This window comes from Deinococcus aetherius (assembly GCF_025997855.1).
GTDB lineage: Bacteria > Deinococcota > Deinococci > Deinococcales > Deinococcaceae > Deinococcus > Deinococcus aetherius.
Window position 1 is genome coordinate 228836 of the sequence record NZ_AP026561.1, and the last position, 16108, is coordinate 244943.

The following is a 16108-nucleotide window of genomic DNA, read 5'->3' on the forward strand; positions in this document are numbered from 1 at the left end:
GGAGGCCTGGCAGAGTGACTGTGTTCCACTCACGAAAGCGGAGTGCGCCTCACCCACACCGGAGGGTGCGACGGCTCCGGGACAGGGGGAGCACAGGATGGGAGCATGGCACCCACGTATTGGAACGTGCCCGGGCGGCGGGAACGTTCGCCGGACATCTCCTTCACCAGCTCCGGGGCTCCAAGACGGATGAGGGGAGGCCGTGCATGACACCCCCTCCACCCGTCTTTATGGGTCACAGCCCCAGCCGGGAAAATCCACGGTGGCAGACCCTGAAGGACCATGTGGAGGGCGTCACCCGCCGCCTGGAACATCACGTCCGCTACATCGGCGTCCCGGAATTAACGCCCCACGCGCGGCTCACCGGCTACCTGCACGACCTGGGCAAGTACCGCGAGAGATTCCAGAAGCACCGTCTGCAATGGAACCCGCGAACTGCACAGCCGGAGGCTTTTCCCGAGGAGGCGGTGCCGCACAGCGACGCGGGGGCGAAGGTGATCGAACACCTCCTGACGATGGACCGGGAGGACAGGAGCGAGCTGCCGTTTGTGATCGCCAACCACCACGGGCGCCTGAGAGATGTCGATGCCCTGAACAAGCGACTGAACGACGCGGAAGTCGAAGAAGTGTTAAAGCTCTTGGACCTCGCCCTGGCCGAGATGCCCGAACTCGGCGACCTTCTGGACAGCAAACTCCCCGACCTGCCCCTGGAGGGCACCGAACGCGCCTTCCTGATCCGCCTGTTGCTGGGTGCCCTGGTGGACGCCGACCGGCTGGACACCGAGGAGCACGGCAGCCCCGGCAAGGCCAGGCTCCGTGACCTGCACGCCGCCGAGCAGGGCGAGATGAAGTTGCTTCTCGGGCGCTTGCAGGCCGAGCAGGACCGCAAAACGGCAGAGGACGCCCGTGACCCCAAGCCCATCAACGCCCTGCGCCGCGAGATGTACGCGTCCGCGCTTGACCAGGCCGAACTCCCCCCCGGCTTCTTCCGACTGACCATGCCCACGGGGGGCGGAAAAACCCTGACCTCGCTGGCCTTCGCGCTGCGACACGCGCACCTGAAGGGGTTACGGCGGGTGGTCTACGCCGTGCCCTTCACCACCATCATCGACCAGACGGCGAGGGTCTTCCGCGACGTGCTGGAGCAGGAAGGCGAATTCAAGGTTCTGGAGCATCACAGCAACTTGGAGGTGAAGGAGAAGCAGGAAGGCCGGGAGAACCAGACGACCGCCACAGAGCTGGCGACCGAGAACTGGGACGCGTCCGTGATCGTCACCACCACCGTCCGGTTGTTTCAGGAGACCCTGTTCGGCACCCGCACCGCGCAGCTCCGGCGGCTGCATAACCTCACGGGCAGCGTGATCGTGCTCGACGAGGCGCAGAGCCTTCCCGCCCATCTGCTGAACCCCGTGCTGGACGCCCTGAGCTTCCTGGTGAAGCACGCCCGTTGCAGCGTGGTGCTGTGTACCGCCACCCAACCCGCGCTGGACGAGCGCCTGGGCTTTCCCGCCCTGAAAAACATCCGCGACCTCGTGCCGAATGCCGCCCATTATTTCGACGCCCTGCGCCGGGTGGAGTACGAATTCCGCCTCACGGAGCCGACCCCCTGGCCTGGCCTCGCCGCCGAGCTGCTCACGCACCGGCAGGTATTGTGCATCGTCAACACCCGCCAGCACGCGCACGACCTGTTCGGGCTGCTGGGGAAGGATGAGGGACACTTTCACCTCTCCACCAACATGTGCCCGGTTCACCGCAAGCGCGAACTGGCGAGTATCCGCGAACGGTTGAAGGCGGGCCTGCCCTGCCGGGTCGTCTCCACCCAACTGATCGAGGCCGGGATCGACGTGGACTTCCCCCGCGTCTACCGCGCGATGGGGCCGCTGGAGGCCATCGTCCAGGCCGCCGGGCGATGCAACCGCGAGGGCGGGCTGGGCACCGGCCACGTCGTCGTCTTCCGCCCCGAGGACCACCGGATGCCCAAAGGGGACTATCAGGTGCGCGAGAGCCTCGCGGGCACCGTGCTGAGGGAGAACGCAAATCTGCACGATCCGAACGTCTTCGCCCCCTATTTTCGGGACGTGTACGCCCGCGTGAACCTCGCCCCTCCCGTTCAGGTGATGGGCAAGGACACGTCCTTCGAGAAGGCCCACGCCGGACTCTACTTCGAGCAGGTCGCCGCCGCCTTCCAGATGATCGAGGGCGAGATGGTGCCCGTCGTCATCCGTGGTTACGACCCCGCGAGGGTGGACGCCCTGCTCGCCACCATCCGTGACGCGCACAGCAAAGGCGAAAGCCGTGACGCTTGGCGGGCCTTACAGGGCTACACGGTCAACCTCTACGCCCATCAGGCCAAGACACTCGCCCACCTCCTCACCCCCGTCCCGGAACTGGAGGAGCGGGCGCGGCGCCTCGACGTGGACCCACCCGACATCCGGCAGTGGCCGCTGACGGCGAGGTACGACGACCGGCTGGGGATTGTCGCCGCCTTCAACGACGACCCGTACACCGCGTTCTGAAAGGAGAAGTCATGTGCTGGAACTGAAAGTCTGGAGCGACTACGCCTGTTTCACCCGTCCCGAGAACAAGGTGGAGCGCGTCACCTACGACGTGATGACCCCCTCGGCGGCGCGGGGCGTGCTGGAGGCGGTGTTCTGGAAACCCGAGTTCGAGTGGCGGGTGCGGGAAATCGCCGTGCTAAGGCCCATCCGCCGCTTCAGCATCCTGCGGAACGAGGTGAATGACGTAGTTTCAGAGCGATCAGCGAAAGGCTGGATGACTTCTGGAGGAGGGTATTACGCGGACGACAGCAAGAACCGGGCGCAACGGCACGCGCTGGTGCTGCGCGACGTGTGTTACGTCATCCGGGCGGACATCGTGCTGAAGCCGCACGCCACGGACCCGCTTCAGAAATACACCGAGATGTTCACCCGCCGCGCCGAGAAAGGGCAGGCGTTCCACCAGCCGTACCTGGGCAACCGCGAGTTCACCGCCTTTTTCGGCCCGCCGGACGGCTCGGAAACGCCCATTGACCTCAGCGAGGACCTGGGCCGGATGCTCTTCGACCTGCACTTTCAGGAAACCGGGAAGGGCCGCCTGAAGTACCGTGCCCACGGTGAGGGCGGCGCCCGCTGGGCCACCGGCAACGCCGCGCCGCGCTTCTTCAACGCGAGGCTGGAACGGGGCATCCTGCACGTTCCCCATCACCTGTACGGCGAGGTGGACGCATGAGCCTCCTGCACCAACTCCGCGAGTACGAGCTGCGGATGCGCCGGGAGGGCAAGAAGCCCGTCTCGGAAGGGGAGCAGCCGGGCGGCGACGAGATGCCCTTCATGTACGCCCTGCAACCCGTCCGCTGGGAGGTCAGGCTCAGGGGTGACGGCACGGTGCTGGACGTGCAACCCCTCAGCAGTGGCAAGACGAAGGGGAAGGATTTGGGGAGGCCCACACCGGCGCCGAACGTTGTACGTGCCTCTGGTGTTAAGTCAAAGCTCCTCATGGACAATGCCGAATACGCTCTTGGCATCGTTCGTAAGGAAGGCGATCCCAAGGTTAAGCAGCGTCACGACGCCTTCAGGGCACTCGTCCAAGCATGTGCCGAGGCTACAGGGGAACCCAGCGTGCAGGCGGTGGCGGGGTTCCTCGCCGGACACGACCCGGCCAGCTTCAGGGAAAAATATCTGGCCGTTTTTCCCGACTTTGCCCCCGATACCAACGTGACGTTCAGTGTGGATGGGGTGGAGCCGCTGACGCTTCCCGCCGTGCAGCGGTTCTGGGCGGGCCAGTTCGGGCAGGGGGACGCCGAGGCCGACGGCACAACCCTGACCGCCGAATGCCTGATTACAGGTGAGATCGGCCCGGTCATGGAACGCGAGCCCGTGAAGATCAAGGGCATCCTGAGCGGACAGGTGGCGGGGATGAACTTCATCAGCGCCAACGCTCAAGCCTTCGAGTCCTACGGCTTGCAAGCCTCCCAGATCGCCCCGGTCAAGTTCGAGGCGGCGGAGCAGTACGCCAACGGCCTCAACCGCCTGCTGGCCGACCCGAATACCAGCCTGAAGGTGGGCGGCGTGACCTACGCCTTCTGGACGGGCGAGGGGGCCGTGCCGCTCGTGGCGAGGGCGTTGCAGGAACCTCCCGCAGAGCTGAAGAGCAGGTTCGCCATTCAAAAGAGACGCGAGAAGAAAGCCCGTCCCGAGGAGGTCCGGCAGACCCTCTGGGGCATCTTCCAGGGCGAGCAACCCACGCTGAAGCCAGGTGCCGCGTTCTACGCGGTCGGTCTGACACCTAGCGGGAGCCGGATCGCCGTCCGCACCCACCTGACGAGCACCGTTCAGGCGGCGGTGGACAACCTAAGCGACTACTTCGCCGCGCAGGCCCTGGTCGGCGTCCGCGAGGAAGACGCGGGCAAGACTTATAGCGTTTTGGACTTGGTCCGCGCGATGTACCGCGATGTCAACAAAGCCCACACGGCGCCGGACGTGGACGCGCTCGTGCAGTTCGCGCTCTCGGGGCGACCCCTGCCCGAGGCGTTCCTGGCGCGGCTCGCCGCCCGCAACCGCGCCGACGAGTACCGGGTGACCCGGCCCCGCGCCGCGCTGACCAAGATGGTGCTTCTCTCCCGCGACTGGAAGGAGTTGGACATGGAAAAAGACTCACTGGACGCCCTCGACCCCGGGCAGCGCGAACCGGCCTATCACTTAGGTCGCCTGCTCGCCGTGCTGGACGACATTCAGGGCAGCGTGATGAAGGCGAACACGACGCTCGTGGACCGCTTCTACGGCTCGATGAGCACGACGCCCTACGCGGTGGTGGGTCGTCTGATCCACGGGTCGCAGGCGCATCTGCAAAAGCTCCGCAAGGAGAACGAACCCGCCTACCGCGCCAAGCAACGCGAGCTGGAGGACGTGATGAGCCGCCTGAGGGACATTCCCGCCAAGCCTCTCACCACTGCCCAGCAGGCCCTCTTCGCGCTGGGCTACTACCACCAGCGGGCCGAGATCAGCGCCGGGATTCGGGAGCGCACCGAGGCCAAGAGGGAGCGGGAGGCGCAGGCCAAAGCCGCCCAGAACCTCCCGACCGGTCTTTTCAACACCCAGGAACAGGTTGACCCCCAGGAACAAGGAGCCGCCCAATGACCACCGCGACCGCTGAACAGTCCTCCGCTACCGCGCCTCACCTGAACGCCACCAACCGCCACGATTTCGTCCTGATGTTCGATGTGACGAACGGCAACCCCAACGGCGACCCGGACGCCGGGAACCTCCCCCGCGTGGACCCCGAGACGGGCCTGGGCATCGTGACGGACGTGTCCCTCAAGCGCAAGGTCCGGAACTACGTGGATGCCCTGCGGGGCGGCGAGGACCGCTACAAGATTTACGTCCAGCAGGGCGCCATCCTCAACAACCAGCACGGCCGGGCGTATGCGGCGCTGGGCAAGGACCCGAAAAAGGCCACCCAGGGTGACATTCAGGCCGCGAAGAGGTGGATGTGCGAGAACTTCTTCGACATCCGGACCTTCGGCGCCGTGATGAGCACCGAGGTGAACGCGGGCCAGGTGCGCGGTCCCGTGCAACTGACCTTTGCGCGCAGCGTGGACCCGATCCTGGGACTGGACGCCGCCATTACCCGCGTGGCCCTCACCAAACCCGATCCCAAGCAGGCGGCGGAGGACGAGACGGCCCGCAGCGGCACGATGGGCCGCAAGGCCTACATCCCCTACGGTCTGTACGTGGCGCACGGCTTCTACGTGCCCGCCTTCGCGCGGGACACCGGCTTCGGCGACGAGGACCTGGCCGTGCTGTGGCAGGCCCTGGTGAACATGTGGGACCTCGACCGCAGCGCCTCACGCGGCCTGACCGCCTGCCGGGGGCTGTACGTGTTCAGCCACTCGTCGCCGCTGGGGAACGCTCCGGCCCATAAACTCCTCGACCTCGTGAAGCCGAAACGGAAGGACGAGGTGACCGTAGCCCGCAGCTTCGACGACTATCAGCCGGTCGAGGTGGACACGTCCAGGCTGCCGCAGGGAGTCACGCTGACCCGGCTGGACGAATAAACCTCACCCACAGGCCGAGTCCCCCGCTCGGCCTCTTTCCTTTTCGGGAGGTGTTATGGACAACCCAATTCCCCTCTCCGCCCTCCAGCATTTCGTGTTCTGCCCGCGCCAGTACGCGCTGATTCACGTTGAACAGACCTGGACCGAGAACGCGCAGACGGCACGCGGGCGGGGCCAGCACGAGCGGGCGCACGGCGGCGGCACCGAGGAGCGGGGTGGGGTGCGGACCCTGCGCGCCCTGCCTCTGGTGTCGCGCCGTCACGGCCTCGCGGGGGTGGCGGACGTGGTGGAACTCCTGCCGGACGGTTCGCCCCGCCCGGTCGAGTACAAGTCGGGCCGCGCCAGGCCCCGCCTCGCGGACGAGGTGCAGCTCTGCGCGCAGGCCCTCTGCCTGGAGGAGATGTTCGGCGTCAGCATCCCGGAAGGCTTCATCTACCACGTCGCCAGCCGGGGGCGCCGGAACGTGGCCTTCACTCCCGAACTGCGCGGCGCGGTGCTGGAGGCGCGGGACGGCGTGAGGGCCCTGCTGGGGAGCGGCGAGTTGCCCCCACCCGCCGCCGACGAGCGGTGCCGGTTGTGCAGTCTCTTCGATGCCTGCGAGCCCTTCGCGCCGCGCGACTTCCCGCCCGGCTACGACCCCTTCGACACGAGGCTGCTATGAGGACCCTGCTCAATACCCTGTACGTGCAGACCCAGAAGAGCTACCTGCACCTGGACAACGACAACGTGCGCGTGGAGGTGGAGGGCGAACGCCGGGGGATGCTGCCCCTGCACCACCTCGATGGGATCGTGGTGTTCGGGAACGTGCTCCTCAGCCCCTTTCTCATCCAGAAGCTGGGCCGCGCCCACAAGCCCGTCACCTGGCTGACCGAGTGGGGCCAGTTCACCGCCCGCAGCGAAACGCCGGTCAGCGGGAACGTGCTGCTGCGCGTCGCTCAGCACGCCTGCACCTGCGACCCGGCCCGCACCCTCGCCGTCGCCCGGTACATCGCGGCGGGCAAACTCCAGAACCAGAAGACGACCCTGCTGCGTTCGGCCCGTGAGGCCGCCGAGGAGGACGCCCCCGCGCTGCGGCAGGCGGCACGGGACATCAACGCGCAGATCGCCGTCCTGCCCCTCGCCGAGACGGTGGACGAGGTGCGCGGTATCGAGGGCACCGCCGCCCGCAGCTACTTCGAGGTGTTCAGCCTGATGCTGCGCGTGAACCGTGACTTCTTCTGGCTGGGCGAACGCACCCGCAGGCCTGCCCGCGATCCCATCAACGCCGTGTTGAACTACGTGTACACCCTCCTGGCAGGCGAGTGCGCCAGCGCCTGCCAGACGGTCGGCCTCGACCCCCAGATCGGCTTTCTCCATGCCCTGCGCCCCGGTCGCCAGAGCCTCGCCCTCGACCTGATGGAGGAACTGCGGCCTGTCGTCGCCGACCGGGCGGTCGTCACCCTGATCAACCGCCAGCAGCTCACCCCGCGCGACTTCACCCTGCACGAGGGCCGCACCGTCACCCTCACCGAGGACGGGCGGCGCACGATCATCAAGCACTTTCAGGAGCGCAAGGCGGAGGAGGTCCATCACCCCCTCACCGGGCGCAAGACACCCCTCGGCCTGATTCCGCACGTCCAGGCGCGGCTCCTTGCCCAGCACCTGCGCGGCGACCGACCCCACTATCCGCCGTACCTCCACCGATGATCGACCTGCTGATCACCTACGACGTGTCCACCGAGACGCCCGCCGGACGCAAACGCCTGCGCCGGGTCGCCAAGGTCTGCGTCGCCTACGGCCAGCGGGTGCAGGGCAGCGTCTTCGAGGTCAGCGTCAGCGAGGTGCAACTCGTCGCCCTGCGCGAGAAACTGCTTCAGGAGATGGACCCGACTGAGGACAGCGTCCGCATCTACCGCCTGCGCCAACCGCGCGAGAAGTTCGTGGAGGCATTCGGCCGGGACGGGTACCGGGATATGAGTGCGCCGCTGATCCTGTGAGGCTGGCGCGAACCTCGCGTGACGGGAAAAAGGCGGGAGGTCGGCGCGGCGGGAAAGGGCCGAATGGGACGCAATCCTCTTTGAAAGGGAGAGTTTAGGAAGTGTGCCGCCAAACGTCGCGAGGTTGGTTCGCGTCGAGGGCAGGGTGGGAGACGCGTGCAAGGGCCCTCGGCTTGTGAACCGTTACAGCCGTCTTTTAGGGCGGCTGAGGATTGAAACTTTGCCCCGGAGTCGAGGTGGCGCGGATTGTACGGAGTTACAGCCGTCTTTTAGGGCGGCTGAGGATTGAAACGGGTTGTCCTGGCCGAACAGCAGCGGCTGCACGGGTTACAGCCGTCTTTTAGGGCGGCTGAGGATTGAAACCTCGTCCCCTGTGGTCTGCACGCCGTCCACGATGTTACAGCCGTCTTTTAGGGCGGCTGAGGATTGAAACCGCCCCATGCTGCGCAGCTCTAGCAAGTTGATGGAGTTACAGCCGTCTTTTAGGGCGGCTGAGGATTGAAACCCGTCGCCCACGGTGCGGCCGTCTATGGCCTGGTTACAGCCGTCTTTTAGGGCGGCTGAGGATTGAAACACGGTGACGGGGGTGGGTCCCATCAATGGTGAGAAGGTTACAGCCGTCTTTTAGGGCGGCTGAGGATTGAAACAACGGGGCGACGGAGCTAACGAATTTCCGCGCCGCGTTACAGCCGTCTTTTAGGGCGGCTGAGGATTGAAACAAAAACGAGGTTAGCCGCCGGGATGTTGAAGGTGGTTACAGCCGTCTTTTAGGGCGGCTGAGGATTGAAACCACGAACGCATCAGGATGCCCGACCCCAGCAGCAGTTACAGCCGTCTTTTAGGGCGGCTGAGGATTGAAACCGAGCCCTGGAGTGGGAAGGGGTTGTGCGGGGTCGGGTTACAGCCGTCTTTTAGGGCGGCTGAGGATTGAAACCCGGCAAAGTCATGGTCGCTCCATGTGGCGGCCGTTACAGCCGTCTTTTAGGGCGGCTGAGGATTGAAACCCAGCCCCGCCGCGATGCCCGCCACAGCGGCGGAGTTACAGCCGTCTTTTAGGGCGGCTGAGGATTGAAACGCGGCCTTCTCCATGCACGCCGTCGCCGGGGCCTCGGTTACAGCCGTCTTTTAGGGCGGCTGAGGATTGAAACCTGGAGCACTCCGGTGTCGCCATCGTTGAGCAGGTTACAGCCGTCTTTTAGGGCGGCTGAGGATTGAAACGTTGGCAAAACCACGGGGGCTATAGACGGCGTAGTTACAGCCGTCTTTTAGGGCGGCTGAGGATTGAAACCTGCCCGGCGGCCTGGACGTGCGGACGGGGTACGGTTACAGCCGTCTTTTAGGGCGGCTGAGGATTGAAACCTCGCCCCCGCGGCGGGGTGGTCGCTCATGACGGTGTTACAGCCGTCTTTTAGGGCGGCTGAGGATTGAAACAATTGTGTAGCCATAGATTTTACGACTGTTATACGAGTTACAGCCGTCTTTTAGGGCGGCTGAGGATTGAAACCCAACATGTTTGGTAATGCGCGGGGAACATCCGGTTACAGCCGTCTTTTAGGGCGGCTGAGGATTGAAACGCCGAGGCCACGAGGTACGCCCGCGCACGGGCCGAGTTACAGCCGTCTTTTAGGGCGGCTGAGGATTGAAACGGTTTTTCAGTCTTTGGGGGGGAAGCATCCCGAGGTTACAGCCGTCTTTTAGGGCGGCTGAGGATTGAAACGTTTCGGTCGGGGTCGGCGCCGCCGCCGATCCGGGTTACAGCCGTCTTTTAGGGCGGCTGAGGATTGAAACGTCGCGGTGCCCGGCGTGCCGCCCGTGCCCGTGCCGGTTACAGCCGTCTTTTAGGGCGGCTGAGGATTGAAACAAGCCGAACGCGGCGCGGCCCCCCTCGCCCTGAAGTTACAGCCGTCTTTTAGGGCGGCTGAGGATTGAAACGGGTTGGCCCTGGAGCTGCTGGAGGGGCTGCCGTCACGGCCGTCTTTCGGGGCGGCTGAGGATTGAAACGCGCCGCTGCAACAGGTCCCCGCAACGCTGCTCATGTTGCAGCCGTCTTTCGGGGCGGCTGGGAATTGAAATTACAACATCATGGGCATCACGCTGGCCGGGATGCTGGGCTGTAACCGTCTCTTGGGCAACTCAGGATTGAAATCCGAGAGCGCACGAACTGGAGCACGGGCGCGTCACCACTTCCAACCGTCCCACCAGCCCGGACCCCACTCCAACAAGCGTTGCCGTCGCCCCCAGAGGTGGGGCTATCCTGCCCGAGCCGTTCGGAACAACTTTCAGATGGGAGCGAAGATGGACCAGCCGCAAACCCTCAGGAGCCGTAACCTCACCCAACCCCTTCAGGCCGTCCATGTGGCATGACACCTACCTGAGCACGGTGCTTGGTCCCGATTACGCCCACGCCCGCGCTCACCTGCTCCCCCACCTGTTCGACGCCCTGACGGCCCACGCGCTGATGCTGGACGCTCAGGGCGTTTCGCAGGCGGACCGTGCGGTGGCCGGGTTGCGGGTGCTGCGCCGGGACCCCTTTCCACCCCACGATCCGTGTGTCGAGGACGTGTTCTTCGCGCTGGACCAGAGGCTGGCCGAGTGGGACGCCGGGGCGGCGGGTGCTCTGCGAACGGCCCTCTCCCGCAACGACCTCGACATGACGCTCTACCGGCTGAGCGCGCGGGAGCATCTGCTGGATGCCCTGCGGCGCCTCCTCACCCTGCGCGGCACCCTCCTCGACCTCGCCGGGCGGGAAGTCGAGACCGTGATCGTCGCCTACACCCACCACCAGCCCGCGCAGCCGACCACGCTCGCGCACTACCTCGCCGCCGTGGAGAACGTGCTGTCACGGGACACGGAGCGGTTCCTGGGGGCGCTGACGCGGGTGAACCTCAGCCCGATGGGGGCGGTGGCGTTGGCCGGAACAAGTTTCCCCACCGACCGCGCCCTCACCGCCCGGCTGCTCGCCTTCGACCGCCCGGTCGAGAACACCTACGACGCGGTGAGCACGAGCGACTGGCAGGTGGAGTTGGCAGGAGTCGTCACGGCGGCGGCCACCACCCTCTCCCGCACCCTGTACGACCTGCTGCTCTGGGCGTCCCGGGGGTTGATCTCGCTTCAGCATGGATTGACCCAGGGCAGCAGCATCATGCCGCAGAAGCGCAACCCGGTCGCCCTCGAACATGCCCGCGCGAAGCTCGGCAAGGCGGTCGGCTCGGCCCAGAGCGTCGTCCTCTGCGCGCACAACATCCCTTTCGGGGACGTGAACGACCCGGGGACGGACGTGCAACCGCCGCTGCACGCCATGTGGCAGGAGTTCGGGGAGGCGGTGGACCTTCTGAGCGCGGCGCTGGCTGATCCACGCATCGCCCGGGCCGCCTGGCGACGCGAGGCCGAGGAGGGGGACGCGATGGTCACCGAACTCGCCGACACCCTCGCCCGGCAGGGGGGGCGCGGGTTCCGGGAGGCGCACGCCACTGTCAAGGCTCTGCTGGCGCGGCTGGAGGCGTCGGAACGGGGCGTCACCTCGACCACCGTGGAGGACCTGCACGCCCTCGGCGTCAGCCTGTCCGAAGAAGAGCTGCGGAGCGCGCTCGACCCGGCGGCCTTCGTCGCTCGGCGTACCACGCTGGGAGGGCCCGCGCCGTCCGTGATGCGCCCTGCCATCGCCGCCGCACGCACTCGTCTGGAGGGGGACTGGCAGCGGCAGGAGACTTACCTGCGCCGTTTCGCCGAGGCACGCGCCCACCTGGAAGGCGACCGGAACCACGTCTCCCTCACCCACGCTTCCGGCGAGTAGGCTGAAGCTCCCTCAGCACCCAAGGAGAAGACGATGAACAGGACCCTCACGCTGGCCGCCCTCCTCTCCCTCTCCGCCGCCTCGGCCGCGCCCGTCACGCTGACCTACTGGCAGTACGACTTCGCCAGCAAGGTCGACACGATGAACAAGCTGATCCAGAAGTTCGAGGCACAGAATCCAGACATCAAGATTCGGCAGGAAACCTTTCCCTACGACGCCTACAACCAGAAGGTCGCCTCCAGCGTGCCCGCCGGACAGGGCCCCGACGTGGTGAACCTCTTCTACGGCTGGCTGCCGCAGTACGTGGACAGCGGCTACCTCCAGCCCCTCCCGGCGAAGGACTTCCCGGCGGCCCAGGTGGACAAGACCTTCGTGCCGATGGTGCAGACGAGCAAGATAGGCGGCCAGTACTACGCGCTGCCCACGGCGGTCCGCACGCTCGCGGTGTTCTACAACAAGGACCTGCTGAGGCAGTCGGGGGTCCTGACGCCGCCCCGCACCTGGGAGGACTTCATCGCCGCCGCGCAGAAGGTGGTGAAGGGGGCCCCACCGCGCTTCACTACGCTGGGCTTCGGCATCCAGCCCGACGGGCAGGACTACCACGTCGTGCGCGAGGTACTGGTGCGGCAGTTCGGCGGCTCGCCGTACAGCAAGGACGGCAAGAAGGTCGCCTACGACAGCGACGCGGGCCAGAAGGCCATGAGCTTCTACACCGACCTCTTCACCAAGTACAAGCTCGGCACGCCCAACTTCTTCCCCGGCAACAACTCCTACCGCGACGCCTTCATCGCCGGGAAGGTCGGCATGATCATCGACGGGTCCTTCGCGGTCGGCACCATCCAGAAGGGGGCGAAGTTCAACTGGGGGGTCGTGCCGCTGCCGGTCCTCAAGGCCAACGGGGTCCGCAGCAATTTCGGCTCGTACTGGGTGAACGGGATAACGAAAAATGCCAAGGGCGACAAGCTGAACGCGGCGGTCAAGTTCCTGAAGTTCCTGACGAGCGAGGACACCCAGCGCACCTGGCTCCAGTCGGTCGGCGAGATTCCCGCGAGCAAGAAGCTGTCGAACGACCCGCAGCTCCGGCGCGATCCCGTCTACGGTCCCTTCGTGTACGCCCTGCCTTTCGCGCACTCGACCCTCTTCGTGGACGAGGCCGGGCAGCGCAAGGCGTGGGTGGACGCCATCAACACGGTGATCCTCCAGAACGGCAGCACCGCGAATGCCGTGAAGAGGGCGGCGGCGGACGAGCAGAAGATTCTGGATGGCTACTACAAGTGAGGTGAGGGGGGAGCGGGTCCAGGCGCGTTCCCCACGCCGCAGCAGCCTGAAAACTCACCAGACGCGCACCGCCTACACCTTCCTGCTGGTGCCGCTCCTCTTCTTCCTGGTGGTGCGCTTCCTGCCGACCCTGATGGCCCTGCGGCTGAGCCTCTTCGACTGGAATATTCTGAAAGAGGTCCAGCCCTACGTCGGGCTCGACAACTACCGGACGCTGGTGGGGGACGAGCGGTTCGGGCAGGCACTCAGGAACACGGCGCTCTACACGTTGATCGGGGTGCCGCTCCAGATCGTGCTCGGTTTAGCCGTGGCTTTGATGCTGGGGCGGGTCCGGGCCTTGCGTGGCCTGTACCGCGCGCTGTACTTTGCCCCCTACGTCACGCCCATCGTGGCGGCGGCGTGGGTGTGGCAGTGGCTCTTCAGCCCGCAGTTCGGGCCGGTGAACACCTTCCTGACGTGGCTACATGTCCCGCCGCAGCCCTTCCTCACTTCACCGAATCAGGCCCTCGCCACGACCGCCGGGCTGGTGGTGTGGCAGAACCTGGGCTTCCAGATCGTGCTGTTCCTGGCAGGGCTGGCGGCCATTCCCCGCTCGTACTACGAGGCGGCAGAGATCGACGGCGCGAGCCCCTGGCAATCGTTCCGAAGCATCACCCTGCCGCTTCTCAATCCCACCCTGGTCTTCAGCGTGGTGACGGGGACGATCTCGTACCTGCAACTGTTCACCCAGGTCGTGAACCTCAACTTCACCGACCAGGGCGGGCCGCTGGGGAGCACGATGACGGTGGCGCTCTACATCTACCAGATCGCCTTCGGGCGCTACCAGATGGGGTACGCCTCGGCGATCACGGTGGTCCTCTTCGTGCTCATCCTGGCGATCACCCTGCTGCAACTGCGCTTCCTGACCCGGAGGTACGAGGCGTGACGGTCACGGCGCCCGCTCCCCCGACTCCCTCGCCCCGCCGCCGACTTGACGTGCGGACGGCCCTCGCCTACCTCGTGCTCACAGTCGGCGTGGTCGTCACCCTCTTTCCCTTCGTGTGGATGCTGCTGACGAGCCTCAAGAGCTTTCAGGAACTCTTCAACCTGACCATCCTGCCCGCCGAGCCGACGCTGGGGAACTACGGGCAGGTGCTGACCCAGACGCGCTTCCTGCAATGGTTCGCCAACAGCCTGCTCGTGGCGGGGGTGACGACGGCGAGCGTCCTCTTCTTCGACTCGCTGGTGGGCTACACCCTTGCCAAGTTCGACTTCCCCGGCAAGAACCTCATCTTCATCCTGATCCTCTCCACCCTGATGATCCCGACCGAGATGCTGGTGATCCCGTGGTTCGTGGGCGTGAGCGACCTGCAACTCACGAGGAGCGTGCCCGGCGCGTATCTGGCGATCATGTTCCCGGGGCTGATGAGTGCCTTCGGCGTCTTCCTGATGCGGCAGTTCTTCGAGAGCCTGCCCACCGACTTGCTGGAAGCGGCGCGCATCGACGGCATGAGCGAATTCGGCATCTTCTGGCACATCGCCCTGCCGCTCGTGCGGCCCGCGTTGGCGAGCCTCGCCATCTTCACCTTCCTGGGGAACTGGAACGCCTTCCTGTGGCCCCTGATCGTGATCCAGCAGCCGCAGTTCCGCACCCTGCCCGTCGGCACGGCCCTCTTCAACGGGGAGGCGGGCACCCAGTGGGGCCTGATCATGGCGGCGAGCAGCCTCGCGGTGATCCCGGTGCTGCTCGTGTTCGCCTTCTTCCAGCGCCAGATCATCGAGGGAATCGTGCTGACGGGGATGAAGGGTTAACCTGGGTTGCAGCCGTTTTTCGGGACGGCTGAGGATTGAAATATCGCCGGGATTGGGATGATGTGGCTAAAGATGGGGTCGCGGCCGTCCTTAGGGGCGGCTCTTCCTTTTGTCAACCTCCCCTCCCCCTCACGCCACCCCACCCTCCGGGAAGTGGGTCGGCTCCGCCTCCGCCCTCGCCAGCGCTGCGCGCAGTTCGGCCTGCCAGTGGGCGCGCAGGGCGGGGGGGCCGAGCACTTCCGCCCGGGCGCCGAAGGACATCAGCCAGGGCAGGACCTCGCGGGGAAAGCCGCGCTCGTCCACGGGGGCTTCCAGGCTCGTGTCGATGCTGCCGTCGGGGTTGATGACGGGCTCGCTGAGGTGAGCGTAGCCGCCCTCCAGGATGCGGTAGGCGGCGTCGGCGCTGAAGCGCAGGTGCAGGGTGACCGTCTGCCGCCCCGGGCTGCCGATCACGCCCCAGGCGGCGTGGAAGAACTCGCCGGGGTCGAAGGACTCGGGGATGCGGTAGGTCGTGTCGCGCAGGACATACAGGGCGCGCATCCGCGAGAGCTTGAAGGTCCGCACGTCGTGGTGGTAGGTCGTCTCCCGCCCGATCACGTACAGGTCGAGGTTGCTGGGATGCGCCTCGATCAGGTACGGCTCGATGATGTTCGTGCGCCACCGTCCGCTGCCCCCCGGCTTCTGGTACTCGAAGCGCAGGGGGTGGCCCCCCAGCCACGCGGTCGCGGCGTGCTCCAGATTCAGGTCCTCGCGGCTGCGGCGCCGCCCCAGATCCGAGAAGCTGCGGGCGACGACGGGCTGCACCCGCTCGGGCAGCCAGGTCGTCAGGCGGGTCAGGGCGGCGTGGTGGTGGACCCGGTGGCCGGGGGCGCGGTGGTACGTCAGCCGGGCGGCGGCGTGCAGGGCGAGAACCTCGACCGGGTGCAGGGTGGTGCGGTGGGTGCGGATGGTGTAGCGCGGCGGGCGGCCCGGGAGCCGCTCGAAATCCTGCGGCTCCAGCCGCTCCAGGTCGAGGAGGTCCCGCTGCACCGCGCGCTCGATGGCGGGCCAGCCCTCCCCGCCGACGCTGGCCGTGGGAAAGAGCCGCAGGGCGAGGTCGCGCACGCTGAGGTGCCCCTCACGCAACATCCGGGCGATGCGGAAGAGACGTTCCGCCTTGGCGAGGTCTTCGGGAGCCATGTCCCCCATGCTGGACGGATGCTGTCGCCAGCCCGTCGC

General features: G+C 66.2%; 12 protein-coding genes and 1 CRISPR repeat array. Of the genes, 11 read left to right on the forward strand and 1 reads right to left on the reverse strand.

What is annotated here, in order from left to right; genetic code table 11:
- Positions 1-206: 206 nt before the first annotated feature.
- From DAETH_RS17270 to DAETH_RS17320, 11 genes are all read left to right on the forward strand, one after another.
- On the forward strand, positions 207-2516 hold the full coding sequence (locus DAETH_RS17270; protein ID WP_264777953.1) for a CRISPR-associated endonuclease Cas3'': 2310 nt from the start codon (positions 207-209) through the stop codon (positions 2514-2516).
- Between the two features lie 13 nt (positions 2517-2529).
- Positions 2530-3228: a type I-C CRISPR-associated protein Cas5c gene (gene cas5c / locus DAETH_RS17275; protein ID WP_264777954.1), complete on the forward strand. Its 699-nt coding sequence runs from the start codon at positions 2530-2532 to the stop codon at positions 3226-3228.
- Positions 3225-5135 carry a type I-C CRISPR-associated protein Cas8c/Csd1 gene (gene cas8c, locus DAETH_RS17280; RefSeq protein WP_264777955.1) on the forward strand — a complete coding sequence of 637 codons (1911 nt, stop codon included), beginning with the start codon at positions 3225-3227 and terminating at the stop codon, positions 5133-5135. Before cas5c ends, cas8c begins: the two co-directional genes overlap by 4 nt.
- Positions 5132-6052, forward strand: coding sequence for a type I-C CRISPR-associated protein Cas7/Csd2 (gene cas7c, locus DAETH_RS17285; protein WP_264777956.1), 921 nt, complete (start codon positions 5132-5134; stop codon positions 6050-6052). Before cas8c ends, cas7c begins: the two co-directional genes overlap by 4 nt.
- A 55-nt stretch (positions 6053-6107) precedes the next feature.
- Positions 6108-6713: a CRISPR-associated protein Cas4 gene (cas4, locus tag DAETH_RS17290; protein ID WP_264777957.1), complete on the forward strand. Its 606-nt coding sequence runs from the start codon at positions 6108-6110 to the stop codon at positions 6711-6713.
- A complete protein-coding gene (cas1c, locus tag DAETH_RS17295; protein WP_264777958.1) occupies positions 6710-7738 on the forward strand; it encodes a type I-C CRISPR-associated endonuclease Cas1c in 1029 nt (342 codons plus the stop codon). The genes cas4 and cas1c overlap by 4 nt, the downstream gene beginning before the upstream one ends.
- A complete protein-coding gene (gene cas2 / locus DAETH_RS17300; protein ID WP_264777959.1) occupies positions 7735-8028 on the forward strand; it encodes a CRISPR-associated endonuclease Cas2 in 294 nt (97 codons plus the stop codon). Before cas1c ends, cas2 begins: the two co-directional genes overlap by 4 nt.
- 182 nt (positions 8029-8210) lie before the next feature.
- Positions 8211-10101: direct repeats of the CRISPR family, unit length 37 nt; unit sequence GTTACAGCCGTCTTTTAGGGCGGCTGAGGATTGAAAC.
- A 280-nt stretch (positions 10102-10381) separates the two neighbouring features.
- On the forward strand, positions 10382-11821 hold the full coding sequence (gene argH / locus DAETH_RS17305) for an argininosuccinate lyase (protein WP_264777960.1): 1440 nt from the start codon (positions 10382-10384) through the stop codon (positions 11819-11821).
- A 33-nt stretch (positions 11822-11854) separates the two neighbouring features.
- Positions 11855-13099, forward strand: coding sequence for an extracellular solute-binding protein (locus DAETH_RS17310; protein ID WP_264777961.1), 1245 nt, complete (start codon positions 11855-11857; stop codon positions 13097-13099).
- Entirely contained in the window at positions 13083-14024 is a 942-nt protein-coding gene (locus DAETH_RS17315; protein WP_264777962.1) for a carbohydrate ABC transporter permease, read from the forward strand. The genes DAETH_RS17310 and DAETH_RS17315 overlap by 17 nt, the downstream gene beginning before the upstream one ends.
- Positions 14021-14890, forward strand: coding sequence for a carbohydrate ABC transporter permease (locus tag DAETH_RS17320; protein ID WP_344870023.1), 870 nt, complete (start codon positions 14021-14023; stop codon positions 14888-14890). Before DAETH_RS17315 ends, DAETH_RS17320 begins: the two co-directional genes overlap by 4 nt.
- A gap of 129 nt (positions 14891-15019) precedes the next feature.
- Here DAETH_RS17320 and DAETH_RS17325 read toward each other — a convergent pair whose 3' ends face one another.
- Positions 15020-16069, reverse strand: coding sequence for a helix-turn-helix transcriptional regulator (locus tag DAETH_RS17325; RefSeq protein ID WP_264777963.1), 1050 nt, complete (start codon positions 16067-16069; stop codon positions 15020-15022).
- Positions 16070-16108 lie beyond the last annotated feature (39 nt).

Coding starts and splice junctions, on each gene's coding strand:
- argH (WP_264777960.1), top strand. CDS start 10,382: ATGTGGCATGACACCTACCTGAGCACGGTGCTTGGTCCCGATTACGCC.
- DAETH_RS17310 (WP_264777961.1), top strand. CDS start 11,855: ATGAACAGGACCCTCACGCTGGCCGCCCTCCTCTCCCTCTCCGCCGCC.
- cas4 (WP_264777957.1), top strand. CDS start 6,108: ATGGACAACCCAATTCCCCTCTCCGCCCTCCAGCATTTCGTGTTCTGC.
- DAETH_RS17315 (WP_264777962.1), top strand. CDS start 13,083: ATGGCTACTACAAGTGAGGTGAGGGGGGAGCGGGTCCAGGCGCGTTCC.
- DAETH_RS17270 (WP_264777953.1), top strand. CDS start 207: ATGACACCCCCTCCACCCGTCTTTATGGGTCACAGCCCCAGCCGGGAA.
- cas2 (WP_264777959.1), top strand. CDS start 7,735: ATGATCGACCTGCTGATCACCTACGACGTGTCCACCGAGACGCCCGCC.
- cas7c (WP_264777956.1), top strand. CDS start 5,132: ATGACCACCGCGACCGCTGAACAGTCCTCCGCTACCGCGCCTCACCTG.
- DAETH_RS17325 (WP_264777963.1), bottom strand. CDS start 16,069: ATGGCTCCCGAAGACCTCGCCAAGGCGGAACGTCTCTTCCGCATCGCC.
- cas8c (WP_264777955.1), top strand. CDS start 3,225: ATGAGCCTCCTGCACCAACTCCGCGAGTACGAGCTGCGGATGCGCCGG.
- cas1c (WP_264777958.1), top strand. CDS start 6,710: ATGAGGACCCTGCTCAATACCCTGTACGTGCAGACCCAGAAGAGCTAC.